Consider the following 20469-nt stretch of genomic DNA (forward strand, 5'->3'; position numbering starts at 1 on the left):
CTGATTGCTTTACGCATGGTGAATACACTGCCCGTTTCAGGAAGTGCGCCACCAAGCTTTCAGTACGAAAATTGCTTTCATTGTCGATACCCTTTTTACGTGAACTTGCGTACTAGTTAACTAGTTCGATGATTAATTGTCAACAGCTCATTTCAGAATATTTGCCAGAACCGTTATGATGTCGGCGCAAAAAACATTATCCAGAACGGGAGTGCGCCTTGAGCGACACGAATTACGCAGTGATTTACGACCTGCACAGCCATACCACAGCTTCCGATGGCTGCCTGACGCCAGAAGCATTGGTGCACCGTGCAGTCGAGATGCGCGTCGGCACCCTGGCGATCACCGACCATGACACCACAGCTGCAATCGCGCCAGCAAGAGAGGAAATTTCACGTTCGGGACTGGCGCTGAATCTTATTCCCGGCGTGGAAATTTCCACGGTCTGGGAAAATCATGAAATTCATATTGTCGGGCTGAATATTGATATTACTCATCCGCTAATGTGTGAGTTCCTCGCACAGCAGACAGAACGGCGCAATCAGCGGGCGCAGCAAATTGCCGAAAGACTTGAAAAAGCGCAAATACCTGGGGCGCTGGAAGGCGCACAACGACTGGCGCAGGGCGGCGCAGTGACGCGCGGTCATTTTGCGCGTTTCCTTGTTGAGTGCGGCAAAGCCAGTTCAATGGCGGATGTCTTTAAAAAGTATCTGGCGCGCGGGAAAACCGGATACGTTCCGCCACAGTGGTGTACAATAGAACAAGCTATTGATGTCATTCATCATTCTGGCGGTAAGGCGGTGCTAGCTCATCCTGGGCGGTACAATCTTAGTGCTAAATGGCTGAAAAGATTGGTTGCGCATTTTGCCGAACACGACGGCGACGCGATGGAAGTCGCGCAGTGCCAGCAATCGCCCAATGAACGCACCCAGCTGGCGACACTTGCGCGTCAGCATCATTTATGGGCATCACAAGGATCTGATTTTCATCAGCCATGCCCGTGGATCGAACTGGGTCGTAAACTCTGGCTGCCCGCAGGCGTTGAAGGCGTCTGGCAGCTATGGGAACAGCCGCAGAACACCACAGAGAGGGAATTATGAGCCAGTTTTTTTATATTCATCCTGATAACCCACAGCAACGTCTGATCAACCAGGCGGTGGAGATCGTGCGCAAAGGCGGGGTGATTGTTTATCCAACTGATTCCGGCTATGCGCTCGGCTGTAAAATTGAAGATAAAAACGCCATGGAGCGTATTTGTCGTATTCGCCAGCTGCCGGACGGTCACAACTTTACCCTGATGTGTCGCGATCTTTCTGAACTCTCGACCTATTCATTTGTCGATAACGTTGCGTTTCGTTTAATGAAAAACAACACGCCGGGCAACTATACCTTCATCCTGAAGGGGTCGAAGGAAGTGCCGCGCCGTCTGTTGCAGGAAAAACGCAAAACCATCGGTATGCGTGTGCCTTCTAACCCGATTGCGCAGGCTTTGCTTGAAGCACTGGGCGAACCGATGCTTTCCACTTCGCTAATGCTGCCAGGCAGCGAATTTACCGAATCCGATCCCGAAGAAATTAAAGACCGTCTGGAAAAACAGGTAGATTTGATTATTCACGGCGGCTATCTCGGGCAGAAACCAACAACGGTTATTGATCTTACCGATGATACGCCGGTCGTGGTGCGTGAAGGCGTAGGTGATGTGAAGCCTTTCTTATAACAAATTGCGTTCCACGGATGGAAGACTATGGCAGGGAAGTTTCGCTGCATTTTGCTGTTGATAGCAGGGCTGTTTGTATCATCTCTAAGTTATGCAGAAAACAAGGAGATGCCTTCTTATGAAGAAGGGATCTCGCTCTTTGATGTTGAAGCCACTCTGCAACCGGATGGGGTGCTCGACATCAAAGAGAACATTCATTTCAGGCGCGAAATCAGCAGATTAAGCACGGGTTTTATCGTGATTTACCACGACTATGGATGCAGCCTGATGGGGACGCTGCACTGCTGAACTATCATATTGTTGGCGTCACCCGTGATGGTATTCCTGAACCTTGGCATCTTGACTGGCATATCGGGTTAATGAGTATTGTCGTGGGCGATAAACAACGTTTCTTGCCTCAAGGCGACTATCATTATCAAATTCATTATCAGGTTAAAAATGCTTTCCTGCGTGAGGGAGATTCAGATCTGTTAATCTGGAACGTGACTGGTAACCACTGGCCGTTTGAAATCTATAAGACCCGATTTTCACTCAAGTTCCCTGATATCGCGGGTAATCCATTTAGCGAAATCGATCTCTTTACTGGAGAAGAGGGCGACACATATCGAAATGGCCGCATCCTTGAGGACGGAAGAATTGAATCCAGCGATCCGTTTTATCGTGAAGATTTCACGGTACTCTACCGTTGGCCTCACTCGTTACTTAGCAATGCCCCGGCTCCACAAACGACGAATATTTTCAGCCATCTTCTTTTACCCTCCACGTCATCGTTGTTAATTTGGTTTCCGTGTCTATTCCTGGTTTGTGGATGGTTATATCTCTGGAAGCGCAGGCCGCAATTTACGCCGGTAGATGTGATTGAAACCGATGTCATTCCGCCAGATTACACGCCCGGCATGTTACGTCTCGATGCGAAGCTGGTTTACGACGATAAAGGGTTTTGTGCCGATATCGTAAATCTGATTGTGAAAGGAAAAATTCATCTGGAAGATCAGTCTGACAAGAACCAGCAAATCCTGATTCGTGTTAATGAAGGCGCGACCAGAAATAATGAGGTATTACTGCCCGCAGAGCAGTTATTACTGGAAGCGTTATTTCGTAAAGGCGATAAGGTCGTTCTTACGGGGAGACGCAACAGAGTCTTACGCAGGGCATTTTTACGGATGCAGAAATTTTATCTGCCGCGTAAAAAGTCTTCGTTTTACCGACCTGATGCGTTTTTGCAATGGGGCGGAATGGCAATATTGGCGGTCATTCTCTACGGTAACCTGAGTCCCGTAGGTTGGGCAGGAATGAGTCTGGTGGGCGATATGTTTATTATGATCTGCTGGCTTCTTCCTTTTTTATTTTGTTCCCTTGAGCTTTTGTTTGCCCGCGATGATGACAAGCCTTGCGTTAATCGTGTAATCATCACTTTGTTTTTACCACTGATTTGTTCAGGCGTAGCCTTCTATTCTCTCTATATCAATGTCGGAGATGTATTCTTTTACTGGTATATGCCAGCGGGTTATTTTAGCGCTGTTTTCCTGACCGGTTATCTCACTGGCATGGGGTATATTTTTCTGCCAAAGTTTACCCAAACTGGACAGCAACGTTATGCCCACGGTGAAGCTATCGTTAACTATCTTGCGCGTAAAGAGGCGGCAACGCACAGTGGGCGTCGGCGGAAAGGGGAAACACGGAAACTGGATTACGCGTTGCCAGGTTGGGCGGTCTCGGCAAACCTTGGCAGAGAATGGGCAGCACGTATCACCCCATCACTCACAGCGGCTGTTCGCGCCCCGGAAATTGCCCGTAGTGGCGTTTTGTTCTCATTGCAGATGCACCTGAGTCTGGGGGCCAATAGCAGTTTGTTGGGGCGAAGTTATTCCGGTGGTGGTGCTGGCGGCGGCGCGGGTGGCGGAGGCGGTGGTGGCTGGTAATCAAGCTGATGTTAATCGAAACAAGCTTTAACCATAAAGATAGTGTAGTATGTTGCGCCTCAAAGCCAGGCCAGTTAAAACGTCGAGTCGTTTACTTAAGGCCTGAAGAGTTCAAACAGACTTTACTATCAGTGAGTCAGATGTAAGTTCTGACTCACTGTTGCACAAAAGCATATCAGACGCCTGGGAAGGCGACACCAAAAGGAAGCTCTATGAGCGAAAAGCTACAGAAAGTGCTGGCGCGTGCCGGCCACGGTTCTCGCCGTGAAATCGAATCTATTATTGAAGCCGGTCGTGTGAGTGTTGATGGCAAAATTGCTAAACTCGGCGATCGCGTTGAAGTTACCCCTGGATTGAAAATCCGTATCGATGGTCACCTGATTTCGGTACGTGAGTCCGCTGAACAAATTTGTCGCGTTCTGGCCTATTACAAACCGGAAGGTGAGTTGTGTACCCGTAACGATCCGGAAGGACGTCCAACGGTGTTTGACCGTCTGCCAAAACTGCGTGGCGCACGCTGGATTGCCGTGGGTCGCTTGGACGTTAATACCTGTGGTCTGCTGCTGTTCACCACCGATGGTGAACTGGCAAACCGTTTAATGCACCCAAGCCGTGAAGTTGAACGTGAATATGCCGTGCGTGTATTTGGTCAGGTTGACGACGCGAAACTGCGTGATTTGAGTCGTGGCGTGCAACTGGAAGATGGTCCGGCAGCTTTTAAAACCATCAAGTTCAGCGGCGGCGAAGGGATCAACCAGTGGTACAACGTGACTCTGACCGAAGGCCGTAACCGTGAAGTTCGTCGTCTGTGGGAAGCGGTTGGTGTGCAGGTGAGCCGCCTGATCCGTGTTCGTTACGGTGATATCCCACTGCCAAAAGGTCTGCCACGCGGTGGCTGGACGGAGCTGGACCTCGCCCAGACTAACTATCTGCGCGAACTGGTGGAGCTTCCGCCAGAAACCAGCTCTAAAGTCGCTGTAGAAAAAGACCGTCGTCGCATGAAGGCTAATCAGATTCGTCGTGCGGTGAAACGTCACAGTCAGGTGAGCGGCGGTCGTCGTTCTGGCGGGCGTAATAACGGTTAATCAAAGTATGCCGGACGTCATATCCGGCATTTTTACAGATTAATAATCAATCCCTATTTGCGCCTTAACACCGGCATCAAACGCATGTTTGATGGGGCGCAGCTCACTTACCGTATCCGCCAGTTCAAGAATATCCCGATGACAGCCTCGACCCGTGATAATCACCGTCTGTTGATGTGGACGTTCATTTAACGCCTGCACCACTTCTTCCAGTGGCAAATAGTCATACGCCACCATATACGTCAGTTCATCAAGCAAAACCATATCCAGTGAGGAATCAGCAAGCATCCGCTTTGCATGTTGCCAGACTTCGCGGCAGGCGGCGGTATCAGACTCGCGGTTTTGTGTATCCCAGGTAAAGCCCGTTGCCATCACCTGAAACTCAACGCCATGTGGCTCCAGCAGATTGCGTTCGCCATTAGGCCAGGTGCCTTTAATAAACTGCACGACGCCTACTTTTTTTCCGTGACCAACTGCGCGTGTTGCCGTACCAAATGCCGCGGTGGTTTTGCCTTTTCCATTGCCGGTAAAGACGATGATAATACCGCGTTCATCCTGGGCCTGGGCCACACGAGCATCTACTTTTTCTTTCACTCGCTGCTGACGCTGTTGGTAGCGTTCATCACTCATTGGGAAATTCCTGGTTTACGGCCCGGTTGGGCGTCAAAGGTCATGCCGGTTTTACGGCGGCTGTCATCGCCCATCAGCCAGAGGTAGAGCGGCATGATATCAGCGGGTGTTTTAAGTTTCTGTGGATCTTCGGTCGGGAAGGCGCTTGCGCGCATTGCGGTGCGCGTACCGCCTGGGTTAATGCAGTTGACGCGCAGGCGCTGCTGATATTCATCGGCCAGTACCTGCATCATCCCTTCGGTGGCAAATTTCGACGCTGCATATGCACCCCAGTTAGCTCGTCCCTGACGTCCAACGCTTGATGAAGTAAAGACCAGTGAACCGGCGTCCGATTTGAGTAATAAAGGAAGCAGTGCCTGGGTGAGCATAAAGGTGGCATTAACGTTGACCTGCATGACGTCCTGCCAGACCTGCGGATTTTGTTCGCTCATTGGGCAAATATCGCCGAGCAATCCGGCATTATGCAAAACACCATCCAGACGCGGATAATTAACGACAATGCGCTGTGCCAGTTGTTGGCAATCTTCGGACGTGCAGGTCAGCAAATCGAGAATAAACCACTGTGGCTGACGTCCAGTTTCTTCGTTTATGTGGCTGGCTACCTGACGTAATTTTTCTTCATTACGGCCCAACAGAATCACTGTCGCACCATAGCGTGCATACGTCATCGCGGCTTCACGGCCAATCCCATCGCTGGCTCCCGTCACCAGGATAATGCGATCATTGAGTAAATCTTGTTTTGGCTGGTAATGCATGGCTACTCCTCAACGACGTTGTCTGTCGCGCTGCCAGTGTACTTTATGACTTTGGGGCTTTATGCCTGAAACAGAAGGGCATTTCAATCAGCCTGGGGCGATAACACCGCAAAATGGATACTTTGTCATACTTTCGCTGCAATAACATCTCTGCGAGACGGCTTAACATGCCTGTTGTAAACTGTGAGCCAAAGCGTTGTTTAACCAAGGTGGGGACTCGTGGAATTGTTGTCTGAATATGGTTTGTTTTTGGCGAAAATCGTTACCGTTGTGCTAGCGATTGCGGCGATTGCCGCCATTATTGTCAATGTTGCTCAACGTAATAAACGCCAGCGTGGCGAGTTACGGGTCAACAATCTCAGCGAACAGTATAAGGAGATGAAAGAAGAACTGGCCGCGGCGCTGATGGACTCACATCAGCAAAAACAGTGGCACAAAGCGCAGAAGAAAAAGCACAAGCAAGAAGCGAAAGCAGCAAAAGCGAAAGCCAAACTGGGCGAGGTGGCAACTGACAGTAAACCTCGCGTCTGGGTGCTGGATTTTAAAGGCAGCATGGACGCCCATGAAGTGAACTCGCTACGTGAAGAGATAACGGCTGTACTCGCAGCATTCAAACCGCAGGATCAGGTTGTGCTACGTCTGGAAAGCCCTGGTGGCATGGTGCATGGTTACGGGTTGGCGGCTTCGCAGCTGCAGCGTCTGCGTGATAAAAACATTCCTTTAACTGTTACGGTAGACAAAGTCGCTGCCAGCGGCGGTTACATGATGGCCTGTGTGGCGGACAAAATTGTTTCCGCACCGTTTGCTATTGTGGGTTCCATTGGGGTGGTGGCGCAAATGCCCAACTTTAACCGCTTCCTGAAAAGCAAAGATATTGATATCGAACTGCACACTGCCGGGCAGTATAAGCGTACTCTGACGTTGCTGGGTGAAAATACCGAAGAAGGGCGGGAGAAATTCCGCGAAGAGTTGAACGAAACGCATCAGTTGTTTAAAGATTTTGTGAAGCGTATGCGTCCGTCTCTGGATATTGAACAGGTGGCAACGGGTGAACACTGGTACGGACAACAGGCGGTAGAGAAAGGCCTGGTTGATGAAATCAACACCAGTGATGAAGTTATTCTTAGCCTGATGGAAGGCCGTGAAGTGGTTAATGTACGCTATATGCAGCGTAAACGACTCATTGACCGATTCACCGGCAGCGCGGCAGAGAGCGCCGATCGATTGTTGCTACGCTGGTGGCAGCGGGGTCAAAAGCCATTGATGTAAAAGACAAACGCGAGGCTAAGACCTCGCGTTTTGCTTTAATCAACCAGATGATATTTTTCTGAAAGCACATGGGCCAGGTGTTTGAACATATTAAACACCGCGGTGCTTTTGGCTGTTGGCAATCCTTGTTCATCTAAAAAGTAGTCGCCGGTAAATACCAGCACGCCATTACGCTGCGTGACGCCGGTGGCTTCAATCCCTGCGAGCGTATCCTCATGCTCACGAATGATTTTGTTGGCCTCTTTCAACAGCGTTTCGCGGTCGATGGGTTGTGTCTCTTTGTTCATTATTTACTCCTTAAACAAGGACATTAGTCTACGCCAGGCATGGCTTGCAGACAAATATACCACGCTGGTGGCAAGAGCGCCTTACTGGCAACTTTGGATTTTGCATGCTAATAAAGTTGCGTATCGGATTTTATCAGGTACAGTGTGACGCTTTCGTCAATCTGGCAATAGATTTGCTTGACATTCGACCAAAATTCCGTCGTGCTATAGCGCCTGTAGGCCAAGACCTGTTAACTCAGTCACCTGAATTTTCGTGAACAGAGTCACGACAAGGGGTTGATATCCGCAGAGAACGAGTCCATATCGGTAACTCGTTGCCAGTGGAAGGTTTATCAACGTGCGACGCATTCCTGGAAGAATCAAATTAGGTAAGGTGAATATGGGTAAAGCTCTTGTCATCGTTGAGTCCCCGGCAAAAGCCAAAACGATCAACAAGTATCTGGGTAGTGACTACGTGGTGAAATCCAGCGTCGGTCACATCCGCGATTTGCCGACCAGTGGCTCAGCTGCCAAAAAGAGTGCCGACTCTACCTCCACCAAGACGGCTAAAAAGCCTAAAAAGGATGAACGTGGCGCTCTCGTCAACCGTATGGGGGTTGACCCGTGGCACAATTGGGAGGCGCACTATGAAGTGTTGCCTGGTAAAGAGAAGGTCGTCTCTGAACTGAAACAACTGGCTGAAAAAGCCGACCACATCTATCTCGCAACCGACCTTGACCGCGAAGGGGAAGCCATTGCATGGCACCTGCGGGAAGTTATTGGGGGTGATGATGCGCGCTATAGCCGAGTGGTGTTTAACGAAATTACTAAAAACGCGATCCGCCAGGCGTTTAACAAACCGGGTGAGCTGAATATTGATCGTGTTAATGCCCAGCAGGCGCGTCGCTTTATGGACCGCGTGGTGGGGTATATGGTTTCGCCGCTGCTATGGAAAAAGATCGCTCGTGGTCTGTCTGCCGGTCGTGTGCAGTCGGTGGCAGTCCGCCTGGTGGTCGAGCGTGAGCGTGAAATTAAAGCGTTCGTGCCGGAAGAGTTCTGGGAAGTCGATGCCAGCACGACCACGCCATCTGGTGATGCGTTGGCGTTGCAGGTGACTCATCAGAACGACAAACCGTTCCGTCCGGTCAACAAAGAACAAACTCAGGCTGCGGTAAGTCTGCTGGAAAAAGCGCGCTACAGCGTGCTGGAACGTGAAGACAAACCGACAACCAGTAAACCTGGCGCTCCTTTTATTACCTCTACGCTGCAACAAGCTGCCAGCACCCGTCTTGGATTTGGCGTGAAAAAAACCATGATGATGGCGCAGCGTTTGTATGAAGCAGGCTATATCACTTACATGCGTACCGACTCTACTAACCTGAGTCAGGACGCGGTAAATATGGTTCGCGGTTATATCAGCGATAATTTTGGTAAGAAATATCTGCCGGAAAGTCCGAATCAGTACGCCAGCAAAGAAAACTCACAGGAAGCGCACGAAGCGATTCGTCCTTCTGACGTCAATGTGATGGCGGAATCGTTGAAGGATATGGAAGCAGATGCGCAGAAACTGTACCAGTTAATCTGGCGTCAGTTCGTTGCTTGCCAGATGACCCCAGCGAAATATGACTCCACGACGCTGACCGTTGGTGCGGGCGATTTCCGCCTGAAAGCACGCGGTCGTATTTTGCGCTTTGATGGCTGGACAAAAGTGATGCCTGCACTGCGTAAAGGCGATGAAGATCGTATCTTACCGGCAGTCGATAAAGGCGATGCTCTGACGCTCGTTGAACTGACACCAGCCCAGCACTTTACCAAACCGCCAGCCCGTTTCAGTGAAGCATCGCTGGTTAAAGAGCTTGAAAAACGCGGTATCGGTCGTCCGTCTACCTATGCGTCGATCATTTCGACCATTCAGGATCGTGGCTATGTGCGAGTAGAAAATCGTCGTTTCTATGCGGAAAAAATGGGCGAAATCGTCACCGATCGCCTGGAAGAGAATTTCCGCGAGTTAATGAACTACGACTTCACCGCGCAGATGGAAAACAGCCTTGACCAGGTGGCAAATCACGAAGCAGAGTGGAAAGCTGTACTGGATCACTTCTTCTCGGATTTCACTCAGCAGTTAGATAAAGCTGAAAAAGATCCGGAAGAGGGGGGTATGCGTCCGAACCAGATGGTTCTGACCAGCATCGACTGCCCGACCTGTGGTCGCAAAATGGGGATTCGCACAGCGAGCACCGGGGTATTCCTTGGCTGTTCTGGCTATGCGCTGCCGCCGAAAGAGCGTTGCAAAACAACCATTAACCTGGTGCCGGAAAACGAAGTGCTGAACGTGCTGGAAGGCGAAGACGCTGAAACCAACGCGCTGCGCGCAAAACGTCGTTGCCCGAAATGCGGCACGGCGATGGACAGCTATCTCATCGATCCGAAACGTAAGTTGCATGTCTGTGGTAATAACCCAACCTGCGACGGTTACGAGATCGAAGAGGGCGAATTCCGCATTAAAGGTTATGACGGCCCGATCGTTGAGTGTGAAAAATGTGGTTCTGAAATGCACCTGAAAATGGGGCGTTTCGGTAAATATATGGCCTGCACAAACGAAGAGTGTAAAAACACGCGTAAGATTTTACGTAACGGCGAAGTGGCACCACCGAAAGAAGATCCGGTGCCATTACCTGAGCTGCCGTGCGAAAAATCAGATGCTTATTTCGTGCTGCGTGACGGCGCTGCGGGTGTTTTCCTGGCTGCCAACACTTTCCCGAAATCGCGTGAAACGCGTGCGCCGCTGGTGGAAGAGCTGTATCGCTTCCGCGATCGTCTGCCGGAAAAACTGCGTTATCTGGCCGATGCGCCGCAGCAGGATCCGGAAGGTAATAAGACTATGGTTCGCTTTAGCCGTAAAACCAAACAGCAATATGTCTCTTCGGAAAAAGACGGAAAGGCGACTGGCTGGTCAGCATTTTATGTTGATGGCAAATGGGTTGAAGGGAAAAAATAACCTTTAATTCTGTCAGGTTTTTATAAACAAAGGGTCGCGAAAGCGGCCCTTTTTTATTGCATATTATTTTTTCTTCACACCTATACACTAAGGCTATAAATGATATAGTGGTTATAGTTAGCACCTTTTTTATTATTAAATCGTATTAGTCACCCGCCAGGTGTGACGAAAAAACGATGTTCTGATGGCGTCTAAGTGGATGGTTTAACATGAAATTACAACAACTTCGCTATATTGTTGAGGTGGTCAATCATAACCTGAATGTCTCATCAACAGCGGAAGGACTTTACACATCACAACCCGGGATCAGTAAACAAGTCAGAATGCTGGAAGACGAGCTAGGCATTCAAATTTTTTCCCGAAGCGGCAAGCACCTGACGCAGGTAACGCCAGCAGGACAAGAAATAATTCGTATCGCTCGTGAAGTCCTGTCGAAAGTTGATGCCATAAAATCGGTTGCCGGTGAGCACACCTGGCCGGATAAAGGCTCGCTGTATATCGCCACCACGCATACCCAGGCACGCTACGCGTTACCAAACGTCATCAAAGGCTTTATTGAGCGTTATCCTCGCGTTTCTTTGCATATGCACCAAGGCTCGCCGACACAAATTGCTGATGCCGTCTCTAAAGGCAATGCTGATTTCGCTATCGCCACAGAAGCGCTGCATCTGTATGAAGATTTAGTGATGTTACCGTGCTACCACTGGAATCGGGCTATTGTAGTCACTCCGGATCACCCGCTGGCAGGCAAAAAAGCCATTACCATTGAAGAACTGGCGCAATATCCGTTGGTGACATATACCTTCGGCTTTACCGGACGTTCAGAACTGGATACTGCCTTTAATCGCGCAGGGTTAACGCCGCGTATCGTTTTCACGGCAACGGATGCTGACGTCATTAAAACTTACGTCCGGTTAGGGCTGGGGGTAGGGGTCATTGCCAGCATGGCGGTGGATCCGGTCGCCGATCCCGACCTTGTGCGCGTTGATGCTCACGATATCTTCAGCCACAGTACAACCAAAATTGGTTTTCGCCGTAGTACTTTTTTGCGCAGTTATATGTATGATTTCATTCAGCGTTTTGCACCACATTTAACGCGTGATGTCGTTGATGCGGCTGTCGCATTGCGTTCCAATGAAGAAATTGAGGTCATGTTTAAAGATATAAAACTGCCGGAAAAATAATTTCTTGCGTTATTATCGGCACCTTTTATGTAGCGAAGGTGCCGTAATATATTCTCTTTTGTTACTTATTTGTATACCGTGCACAATATTTTTATCCCTCATATTTATAGGGTAAATTACCTGTAAAGTAGTGTCTAATTACCCGCCTCGCAAACTCCAGTTTTCAAATATCTATTTCAGGTCAAAAGATTGAATTATTCACTGAAGACGATTCGTAAATTCGCTGGATTTTTGACTAAAGTTTCTTTAGGATTTGTCTCATCGTATGATTAATTACACCAATCGTTCAACGTCTTGCTGATAAGTGATGGCGATTATATGAGGTTAGCAATGCCTTCTGGAAATCAGGAACCCCGCCGCGATCCTGAATTAAAACGTAAAGCCTGGCTGGCGGTTTTTCTTGGTTCTGCACTTTTCTGGGTGGTTGTCGCACTGCTGATTTGGAAAGTGTGGGGATAACTATGGTTGGTCAGGAGCAACTGGAGTCGTCACCATTATGCCAGCATAGTGACAATGAAACAGAAACGAAACGGGAATGTACCGTCGTTATTCCAGACAACTGGCAACTAACATCGCAGCAGCAAGCCTTTATAGAACTGTTTGCTGAAGATGATCAGCCGAAACAATAATTATCATCATTCTTATTACCCATTTTTAATGAATTACAGGGCTTTTAATACACCGCAGCAATAACAGGTTGAGTTATCTCAACACAAAGTAATAACCGTTAAGGGTGTAGCCTATGATCAACACAAATATGAAATATTGGTCCTGGATGGGCGCGTTTTCTCTGTCGATGCTCTTCTGGGCCGAACTCCTCTGGATCATTACTCACTGATCCTTGACCCCGCTGCGGCGGGGTTGTCATTTGCTTTGCCACAAGGTTTCTCCTCTTTTATCAATTTGGGTTGTTATCAAATCGTTACGCGATGTTTGTGTTATCTTTAATATTCACCCTGAAGAGAATCAGGGCTTCGCAACCCTGTCATTAAGGAGGAGCTATGTCGTCAACCCTACGAGAAGCCAGTAAGGACACGTTGCAGGCCAAAGATAAAACTTACCACTACTACAGCCTGCCGCTTGCTGCCAAATCACTGGGCGATATCACCCGTCTACCCAAGTCACTCAAAGTTTTGCTCGAAAACCTGCTGCGCTGGCAGGATGGTAACTCGGTTACCGAAGAGGATATCCACGCGCTGGCGGGATGGCTGAAAAATGCCCATGCTGACCGTGAAATTGCCTACCGCCCGGCAAGGGTGCTGATGCAGGACTTTACCGGCGTACCTGCCGTTGTTGATCTGGCGGCAATGCGCGAAGCGGTTAAACGCCTCGGCGGCGATACTGCAAAGGTTAATCCGCTCTCACCGGTCGACCTGGTCATTGACCACTCGGTGACCGTCGATCGTTTTGGTGATGATGAGGCATTTGAAGAAAACGTACGCCTGGAAATGGAGCGCAACCACGAACGTTATGTGTTCCTGAAATGGGGAAAGCAAGCGTTCAGTCGGTTTAGCGTCGTGCCGCCAGGCACAGGCATTTGCCATCAGGTTAACCTCGAATATCTCGGCAAAGCAGTGTGGAGCGAATTGCAGGACGGTGAATGGATTGCTTATCCGGATACACTCGTTGGTACTGACTCGCACACCACCATGATCAACGGCCTTGGCGTGCTGGGGTGGGGCGTTGGTGGCATCGAAGCAGAAGCCGCAATGTTAGGCCAGCCGGTTTCCATGCTTATCCCGGACGTAGTGGGCTTTAAACTTACCGGAAAATTACGTGAAGGTATTACCGCCACAGACCTGGTTCTCACTGTTACCCAAATGCTGCGCAAACATGGCGTGGTCGGGAAATTCGTCGAATTTTATGGTGATGGTCTGGATTCACTACCGTTGGCGGATCGCGCCACCATTGCCAATATGTCGCCAGAATATGGTGCCACCTGTGGCTTCTTCCCAATCGATGCTGTAACCCTCGATTACATGCGTTTAAGCGGGCGCAGCGAAGATCAGGTCGAGTTGGTCGAAAAATATGCCAAAGCGCAGGGCATGTGGCGTAACCCGGGCGATGAACCGATTTTTACCAGTACGTTAGAACTGGATATGAATGACGTTGAAGCGAGCCTGGCAGGGCCAAAACGCCCACAGGATCGCGTTGCACTGCCCGATGTACCAAAAGCATTTGCCGCCAGTAACGAACTGGAAGTGAATGCCACGCATAAAGATCGCCAGCCGGTCGATTATGTTATGAACGGACATCAGTATCAGTTACCTGATGGCGCTGTGGTCATTGCTGCGATAACCTCGTGCACCAACACCTCTAACCCAAGTGTGCTGATGGCTGCAGGCTTGCTGGCGAAAAAAGCCGTAACTCTGGGCCTCAAGCGGCAACCGTGGGTCAAAGCGTCGCTGGCACCAGGCTCGAAAGTTGTTTCTGACTATCTGGCAAAAGCGAAATTGACACCGTATCTCGACGAACTGGGGTTTAACCTTGTGGGATACGGTTGTACCACCTGTATTGGTAACTCTGGGCCGCTGCCCGATCCTATCGAAACGGCAATCAAAAAAGGCGATTTAACCGTCGGTGCAGTGCTGTCCGGCAACCGTAACTTTGAAGGCCGTATCCATCCGCTGGTTAAAACCAACTGGTTGGCCTCGCCGCCGCTGGTGGTTGCTTATGCGCTGGCGGGAAATATGAATATCAACCTGGCTTCTGAGCCTATTGGTCATGATCGTAGAGGCGATCCAATATATCTGAAAGATATCTGGCCATCGGCACAAGAAATTGCCCGTGCGGTAGAACAAGTCTCCACAGAAATGTTCCGCAAAGAGTACGCAGAAGTCTTTGAAGGCACTGCAGAGTGGAAAGAAATTAACGTCGCACGATCCGATACCTACGGATGGCAGGAGGATTCAACCTATATTCGTTTATCGCCTTTCTTTGATGAAATGCAGGCAACACCAGCACCTGTGGAAGATATTCACGGTGCGCGGATCCTCGCAATGCTGGGGGATTCAGTCACCACTGACCATATCTCTCCGGCGGGCAGTATTAAGCCCGACAGCCCAGCGGGTCGATACCTACAAGGTCGGGGTGTTGAGCGAAAAGACTTTAACTCCTACGGTTCGCGGCGTGGTAACCATGAAGTGATGATGCGCGGCACCTTCGCCAATATTCGCATCCGTAATGAAATGGTGCCTGGCGTTGAAGGGGGGATGACGCGGCATTTACCTGACAGCGATGTTGTCTCTATCTATGATGCCGCGATGCGCTATAAGCAGGAGCAAACGCCGCTGGCGGTGATTGCCGGGAAAGAGTATGGATCAGGCTCCAGTCGTGACTGGGCGGCAAAAGGTCCGCGTCTGCTTGGTATTCGTGTGGTGATTGCCGAATCGTTTGAACGAATTCACCGTTCGAATTTAATTGGCATGGGCATCCTGCCGCTGGAATTTCCGCAAGGCGTAACGCGTAAAACGTTAGGGCTAACCGGGGAAGAGAAGATTGATATTGGCGATCTGCAAAATCTACAACCCGGCGCGACGGTTCCGGTGACGCTTACGCACGCGGATGGTAGCCAGGAAGTCGTACCCTGCCGTTGTCGTATCGACACCGCGACGGAGTTGACTTACTACCAGAACGACGGCATTTTGCATTATGTCATTCGTAATATGTTGAAGTAACAAGTATTTGCTTGCCGGTTATTTTGCTTCCGGCAAGCAAAAGAATTACACAATGCAAGAGGGTTATTTGTTCAGCAAATGACCCATTTTCTCGGCTTTGGTATCGAGATAATGTTCGTTATTGGGGTTACGACCTACAATCAACGGTACGCGTTCAACAATATTAATTCCTGCTTCGGTCAGAATTTCGACTTTTTTCGGGTTATTGGTTAACAAGCGGACTTCATTGACGCCAAGGAGTTTGAACATATCAGCGCAAAGAGTGAAGTCGCGCTCATCAGCGGCGAAGCCTAACTGGTGGTTAGCCTCTACGGTATCGTAACCTTGATCCTGCAGTGCGTAAGCGCGGATTTTATTCAGCAGACCAATGTTACGACCTTCCTGACGGTGATACAGCAAAATACCACGGCCTTCCTCGGCAATTTGCGTCAATGCCGCTTCGAGCTGGAAGCCACAATCGCAGCGCAAGCTGAACAGGGCGTCACCGGTCAGACATTCGGAATGGACGCGCGCAAGTACCGGGGTATGCCCGGAAATATCGCCATAGACTAGCGCGACATGATCGTGTCCGGTTGCCAGTTCTTCAAATCCCACCATCAGGAAATCGCCCCATGGGGTTGGCAGTTTGGCTTCTGCCACACGTTTAAGCTGCATGAAATTCTCCAGATAATGCTGGTTCTGTATTGGCTTATTTTGCCATAACGAGAAGGGGTTCACCTAATCACGACGTGTCGATCGTTCACGGAATGGCACAAATCTGTCAATTTTTCCTGGAACTGGCATTTTCAGTTATGATTGTGGGACTTATCAAAAAGGAGAGGCCATGCGTTCGATTGCCAGACGTACCGCAGTGGGAGCTGCACTATTGCTTGTTATGCCAGTAGCCGTATGGATTTCTGGCTGGCGTTGGCAACCTGGAGAACAAAGTTGGCTACTAAAAGCGGCTTTTTGGGTTACTGAAACTGTCACCCAGCCCTGGGGCGTCATTACACATTTGATTTTATTCGGCTGGTTTCTCTGGTGTCTGCGTTTTCGCATTAAGGCTGCCTTTGTATTATTTGCCATTCTGGCGGCCGCAATCCTTGTGGGACAAGGCGTTAAATCCTGGATCAAAGACAAAGTCCAGGAACCACGACCTTTTGTTATCTGGCTGGAAAAAACACATCATATTCCGGTTGATGAGTTCTACACTTTAAAGCGAGCAGAACGCGGAAATCTAGTGAAAGAACAGTTGGCTGAAGAGAAAAATATCCCACAATATTTGCGTTCACACTGGCAGAAAGAGACGGGGTTTGCCTTTCCTTCCGGTCACACGATGTTTGCTGCCAGTTGGGCACTGCTGGCCGTTGGTTTGCTGTGGCCGCGTCGGCGAACGTTAACCATTGCTATCTTGCTGGTCTGGGCAACGGGAGTCATGGGAAGCCGCCTGCTGCTCGGGATGCATTGGCCACGCGATCTGGTGGTAGCTACGTTGATTTCGTGGGCGCTGGTGGCGGTGGCAACGTGGCTTACGCAACGAATTTGTGGGCCATTAACACCGCCTGCGGAAGAAAATCGCGAAATAGCGCAACGAGAACAAGAAAGTTAACGCTGGTTGATTTTCCGAATTTAGCCCTTAAATCATCAACAATGCGCGTGGATGCCATTTCGCAGACGGCGCGAAAATGGTACTTTAAAGGGCTATTGCGGTAAGTTGACCATAATTTATTCGCTCTAACCACATAACGGGAAGTAATGTGAAATATTTACTCATTTTCTTACTGGTGTTAGCGATCTTCGTGATTTCGGTCACGTTGGGTGCGCAGAACGATCAACAGGTGACGTTTAATTATCTGTTAGCGCAAGGGGAGTACCGTATTTCCACATTGCTGGCGGTATTGTTTGCTGCGGGTTTTGCTATCGGTTGGTTGATTTGTGGCCTGTTCTGGCTGCGAGTTCGTGTTTCCCTGGTGCGCGCTGAACGTAAAATAAAGCGACTGGAAAACCAGCTTTCACCCGCGACTGACGTGGCTGTAGTGCAGCACTCGTCAGCGGCGAAGGAATAACTTTCTATGCTGGAGTTGTTGTTTCTGCTTTTGCCTGTAGCCGCTGCCTATGGCTGGTATATGGGCCGCAGAAGTGCGCAACAAAACAAGCAAGATGAAGCCAACCGCTTGTCGCGTGATTACGTAGCGGGGGTTAACTTCCTGCTTAGTAATCAACAGGATAAAGCGGTAGACCTGTTTCTCGATATGCTTAAAGAGGATACAGGCACCGTTGAAGCCCACCTTACGCTCGGAAACCTGTTCCGTTCGCGTGGCGAAGTTGATCGCGCTATTCGCATCCATCAGACCCTAATGGAAAGCGCCTCGCTGACCTATGAACAGCGTCTGTTGGCGATTCAACAACTGGGGCGTGATTACATGGCCGCCGGGTTATACGACCGCGCGGAAGACATGTTCAATCAGCTGACCGATGAAACTGACTTCCGCATTGGCGCTCTGCAACAGTTGCTACAAATCTACCAGGCTACCAGTGAGTGGCAGAAAGCAATTGATGTTGCCGAACGCCTGGTGAAGCTGGGTAAAGATAAACAGCGCGTCGAAATTGCCCATTTCTACTGTGAGTTAGCCCTGCAGCATATGGCCAGCGACGATCTCGATCGTGCCATGACCTTGCTAAAAAAAGGGGCGGCGGCAGATAAAAACAGCGCCCGCGTATCCATCATGATGGGACGCGTGTTTATGGCGAAAGGAGAATACGCCAAAGCCGTCGAAAGTTTGCAACGCGTGATATCCCAGGACAGAGAACTGGTCAGCGAAACGCTGGAAATGCTGCAAACCTGCTATCAGCAGTTGGGTAAAACTGCCGAATGGGCAGAATTCCTGCAACGCGCGGTGGAAGAGAACACCGGTGCCGATGCTGAATTGATGCTTGCTGATATCATCGAAGCGCGCGACGGTAGTGAGGCCGCACAGGTCTATATTACGCGCCAGCTTCAGCGTCATCCGACCATGCGTGTGTTCCATAAGTTAATGGATTACCACTTAAATGAAGCGGAAGAAGGGCGTGCCAAAGAGAGCCTGATGGTGCTGCGTGACATGGTTGGCGAGAAGGTACGTAGTAAGCCTCGTTATCGCTGCCAGAAATGTGGTTTTACCGCATACACCCTCTACTGGCATTGTCCGTCTTGTCGGGCCTGGTCAACCATTAAACCGATTCGCGGTCTTGATGGCCTGTAATTTTTAAAAAAATCCGACTTTAGTTACAACATACTAGTTATTGATGTTCCATTGTGCTCCGGCAACGACGGAGCAGAAAAAGCCTGCCAGGGGAAAAATCGCAACTGTTAATTTTTTATTTCCACGGGTAGAATGCTCGCCGTTTACCTGTTTCGCGCCACTTCCGGTGCCCATCATCAAGAAGGTCTGGTCATGACGTTAACTGCTTCATCTTCTTCCCGCGCTGTTACGAATTCTCCTGTGGTTGTTGCCCTTGATTATCATAATCGTGATGCCGCGCTGGCCTTTGTCGACAAGATCGACCCACGCGATTGTCGTCTGAAGGTCGGCAAAGAGATGTTTACATTGTTTGGGCCACAGTTTGTGCGCGAACTTCAACAGCGTGGTTTTGATATCTTTCTTGACCTGAAATTCCACGATATCCCCAACACTGCAGCGCACGCTGTCGCTGCTGCAGCTGACTTAGGCGTGTGGATGGTGAATGTTCATGCCTCTGGTGGGGCGCGTATGATGACCGCAGCGCGTGAGGCACTGGTTCCGTATGGCAAAGATGCACCGCTTTTGATTGCTGTGACAGTGTTGACCAGCATGGAAGCCAGCGACATGGCCGATCTTGGCGTGACACTGTCACCTGCAGATTATGCAGAACGTCTGGCGGCACTGACGCAAAAATGTGGCCTTGATGGTGTGGTGTGTTCTGCTCAGGAAGCTGTGCGCTTTAAACAGGTATTCGGTCAGGAGTTCAAACTGGTTACACCGGGCATTCGTCCGCAGGGGAGTGAAGCAGGTGACCAGCGCCGCATTATGACGCCAGAACAGGCGTTGGCGGCTGGTGTTGATTATATGGTGATTGGTCGCCCGGTAACGCAATCGGTAGATCCAGCGCAGACGCTGAAAGCGATCAACGCCTCTTTACAGCGGAGTGCATGATGAGTGATTCCAACAGCCGTCTGGTCTACTCTACAGAAACCGGGCGTATTGATGAGCCCAAAGCGGCCCCAGTACGCCCTAAAGGCGATGGTGTGGTGCGTATTCAGCGTCAGACCAGTGGACGTAAAGGTAAGGGCGTTTGCCTGATTACCGGTATCGATCTCGATGATGCCGAACTGACAAAACTTGCAGCGGAACTGAAGAAAAAATGCGGCTGTGGCGGAGCAGTTAAAGATGGAGTTATTGAAATCCAGGGCGATAAGCGTGATTTATTAAAATCACTACTTGAAGCGAAAGGGATGAAGGTAAAACTCGCAGGCGGTTAACATAAAAAGCCACGGATATATCCGTGGCTTTCGAATATTTTACTGTGTGTATTATTCAGTTATTTCGTACTGAACAGAATCAAGCGTATTATAATTGCGAGTCGATAATCGACATTTATTTACGATTATTTACCGACCTGGTGACCAATAACACCACCGACAGCTGCGCCACCTAATGTACCCAACGTACTGCCATCGGTCAGTACTGCACCGCCTAATGCCCCTGCACCCGCGCCGATTGCGGTGTTGCGGTCCCGTTTAGACCAGTTAGAACAGGCACTCAGAGACATTGCCAGGGTAATTGCCAGAACAGCCGCGGTCATTTTTTTGCTCGTTACAAACATAATACTCTCTCCTGAATTTATGATTCACGGAAGTAAGCTCTCTATAACTATAATAGCTAAGAATAAGCCTGGTGAAATTATTCCGTGAAATCCGCTCGCGCGCAGGGTTATATCACGCAGGTGATAATGACTTCCTGTTATATCG

The 20469-nt window shown here is 49.7% G+C and carries 21 protein-coding genes, 1 pseudogene and 1 other annotated feature (1 of these 23 only partly in view); of the genes and pseudogenes, 16 read left to right on the top strand and 6 right to left on the bottom strand.

The genetic code is table 11. The annotated features are described in order from the left end of the window. Positions 1-60: a sequence feature (Trp leader region), on the bottom strand (it extends 34 nt beyond the left edge of the window). Next, positions 37-81: a trp operon leader peptide gene (gene trpL, locus ACJHW7_RS03280; protein WP_001386774.1), complete on the bottom strand. Its 45-nt coding sequence runs from the start codon at positions 79-81 to the stop codon at positions 37-39. (Overlaps the previous feature by 24 nt.) A 137-nt stretch (positions 82-218) precedes the next feature. On the opposite strand from trpL, the gene rnm reads away from it, so the two are divergent. The 4 genes and pseudogenes from rnm to rluB all read left to right on the top strand — a co-directional run bounded on the left by rnm (position 219) and on the right by rluB (position 4724). Next, on the top strand, positions 219-1100 hold the full coding sequence (gene rnm / locus ACJHW7_RS03285) for an RNase RNM (RefSeq protein WP_001285678.1): 882 nt from the start codon (positions 219-221) through the stop codon (positions 1098-1100). After that, a complete protein-coding gene (locus ACJHW7_RS03290) occupies positions 1097-1717 on the top strand; it encodes an L-threonylcarbamoyladenylate synthase (protein WP_021556738.1) in 621 nt (206 codons plus the stop codon). Before rnm ends, ACJHW7_RS03290 begins: the two co-directional genes overlap by 4 nt. A 27-nt stretch (positions 1718-1744) precedes the next feature. Then, positions 1745-3639, top strand: a pseudogene (locus ACJHW7_RS03295) (DUF2207 domain-containing protein). Between the two features lie 212 nt (positions 3640-3851). Then, positions 3852-4724, top strand: a complete 873-nt coding sequence (gene rluB, locus ACJHW7_RS03300) for a 23S rRNA pseudouridine(2605) synthase RluB (RefSeq protein ID WP_001291216.1) — start codon at positions 3852-3854, stop codon at positions 4722-4724. A gap of 39 nt (positions 4725-4763) precedes the next feature. Here the strand turns inward: rluB and cobO are convergent, their stop codons facing one another. Continuing rightward, entirely contained in the window at positions 4764-5354 is a 591-nt protein-coding gene (cobO, locus tag ACJHW7_RS03305) for a cob(I)yrinic acid a,c-diamide adenosyltransferase (RefSeq protein WP_001278904.1), read from the bottom strand. Then, positions 5351-6109, bottom strand: coding sequence for a YciK family oxidoreductase (locus ACJHW7_RS03310; protein ID WP_000559283.1), 759 nt, complete (start codon positions 6107-6109; stop codon positions 5351-5353). The genes cobO and ACJHW7_RS03310 overlap by 4 nt, the downstream gene beginning before the upstream one ends. Before the next feature lie 219 nt (positions 6110-6328). Here ACJHW7_RS03310 and sohB point away from each other — a divergent pair, with 219 nt between their 5' ends. Continuing rightward, positions 6329-7378, top strand: coding sequence for a protease SohB (sohB, locus tag ACJHW7_RS03315; protein ID WP_000422045.1), 1050 nt, complete (start codon positions 6329-6331; stop codon positions 7376-7378). Positions 7379-7413: 35 nt separating this feature from the next. Here the strand turns inward: sohB and ACJHW7_RS03320 are convergent, their stop codons facing one another. After that, positions 7414-7665: a YciN family protein gene (locus ACJHW7_RS03320; protein WP_001031530.1), complete on the bottom strand. Its 252-nt coding sequence runs from the start codon at positions 7663-7665 to the stop codon at positions 7414-7416. 379 nt (positions 7666-8044) lie between these two features. Between ACJHW7_RS03320 and topA the strand changes: the two genes are divergently transcribed. The 6 genes from topA to acnA all read left to right on the top strand — a co-directional run bounded on the left by topA (position 8045) and on the right by acnA (position 15503). Further along, positions 8045-10642, top strand: coding sequence for a type I DNA topoisomerase (gene topA / locus ACJHW7_RS03325; RefSeq protein WP_001309471.1), 2598 nt, complete (start codon positions 8045-8047; stop codon positions 10640-10642). A gap of 209 nt (positions 10643-10851) precedes the next feature. Then, on the top strand, positions 10852-11826 hold the full coding sequence (cysB, locus tag ACJHW7_RS03330; RefSeq protein WP_000776253.1) for an HTH-type transcriptional regulator CysB: 975 nt from the start codon (positions 10852-10854) through the stop codon (positions 11824-11826). Between the two features lie 318 nt (positions 11827-12144). Further along, positions 12145-12285: a YmiA family putative membrane protein gene (locus ACJHW7_RS03335; protein WP_001300896.1), complete on the top strand. Its 141-nt coding sequence runs from the start codon at positions 12145-12147 to the stop codon at positions 12283-12285. A gap of 2 nt (positions 12286-12287) precedes the next feature. Further along, on the top strand, positions 12288-12455 hold the full coding sequence (yciX, locus tag ACJHW7_RS03340) for a protein YciX (RefSeq protein ID WP_021556741.1): 168 nt from the start codon (positions 12288-12290) through the stop codon (positions 12453-12455). Positions 12456-12568: 113 nt separating this feature from the next. After that, positions 12569-12664, top strand: coding sequence for a small membrane protein YmiC (gene ymiC, locus ACJHW7_RS03345; protein WP_001310756.1), 96 nt, complete (start codon positions 12569-12571; stop codon positions 12662-12664). Between the two features lie 163 nt (positions 12665-12827). After that, the gene (gene acnA / locus ACJHW7_RS03350) at positions 12828-15503 is read left to right on the top strand and encodes an aconitate hydratase AcnA (protein WP_021556742.1); all 2676 of its coding nucleotides are present in this window, start codon (positions 12828-12830) and stop codon (positions 15501-15503) included. Between the two features lie 63 nt (positions 15504-15566). On the opposite strand, the gene ribA is transcribed toward acnA, so the two are convergent. Further along, complete coding sequence (gene ribA / locus ACJHW7_RS03355) at positions 15567-16157, bottom strand: GTP cyclohydrolase II (RefSeq protein WP_001176295.1); 591 nt, start codon at positions 16155-16157, stop codon at positions 15567-15569. 169 nt (positions 16158-16326) lie between these two features. On the opposite strand from ribA, the gene pgpB reads away from it, so the two are divergent. From pgpB to yciH, 5 genes are all read left to right on the top strand, one after another. Beyond that, positions 16327-17091, top strand: coding sequence for a phosphatidylglycerophosphatase B (gene pgpB / locus ACJHW7_RS03360; protein WP_001256540.1), 765 nt, complete (start codon positions 16327-16329; stop codon positions 17089-17091). A gap of 148 nt (positions 17092-17239) precedes the next feature. Continuing rightward, complete coding sequence (gene lapA, locus ACJHW7_RS03365; RefSeq protein ID WP_000876292.1) at positions 17240-17548, top strand: lipopolysaccharide assembly protein LapA; 309 nt, start codon at positions 17240-17242, stop codon at positions 17546-17548. A gap of 6 nt (positions 17549-17554) precedes the next feature. Further along, positions 17555-18724, top strand: coding sequence for a lipopolysaccharide assembly protein LapB (lapB, locus tag ACJHW7_RS03370; RefSeq protein ID WP_000891353.1), 1170 nt, complete (start codon positions 17555-17557; stop codon positions 18722-18724). A gap of 192 nt (positions 18725-18916) precedes the next feature. Next, positions 18917-19654, top strand: coding sequence for an orotidine-5'-phosphate decarboxylase (pyrF, locus tag ACJHW7_RS03375; protein ID WP_024227164.1), 738 nt, complete (start codon positions 18917-18919; stop codon positions 19652-19654). Further along, a complete protein-coding gene (gene yciH / locus ACJHW7_RS03380; RefSeq protein ID WP_001362354.1) occupies positions 19654-19980 on the top strand; it encodes a stress response translation initiation inhibitor YciH in 327 nt (108 codons plus the stop codon). Before pyrF ends, yciH begins: the two co-directional genes overlap by 1 nt. Before the next feature lie 125 nt (positions 19981-20105). On the opposite strand, the gene osmB is transcribed toward yciH, so the two are convergent. Further along, positions 20106-20324 carry an osmotically-inducible lipoprotein OsmB gene (gene osmB / locus ACJHW7_RS03385; RefSeq protein ID WP_000498253.1) on the bottom strand — a complete coding sequence of 73 codons (219 nt, stop codon included), beginning with the start codon at positions 20322-20324 and terminating at the stop codon, positions 20106-20108. Positions 20325-20469: the final 145 nt, after the last annotated feature.

Origin of the sequence: Escherichia sp. WS1152 (assembly GCF_046487665.1) — a bacterium.
Lineage (GTDB): Bacteria > Pseudomonadota > Gammaproteobacteria > Enterobacterales > Enterobacteriaceae > Escherichia > Escherichia coli.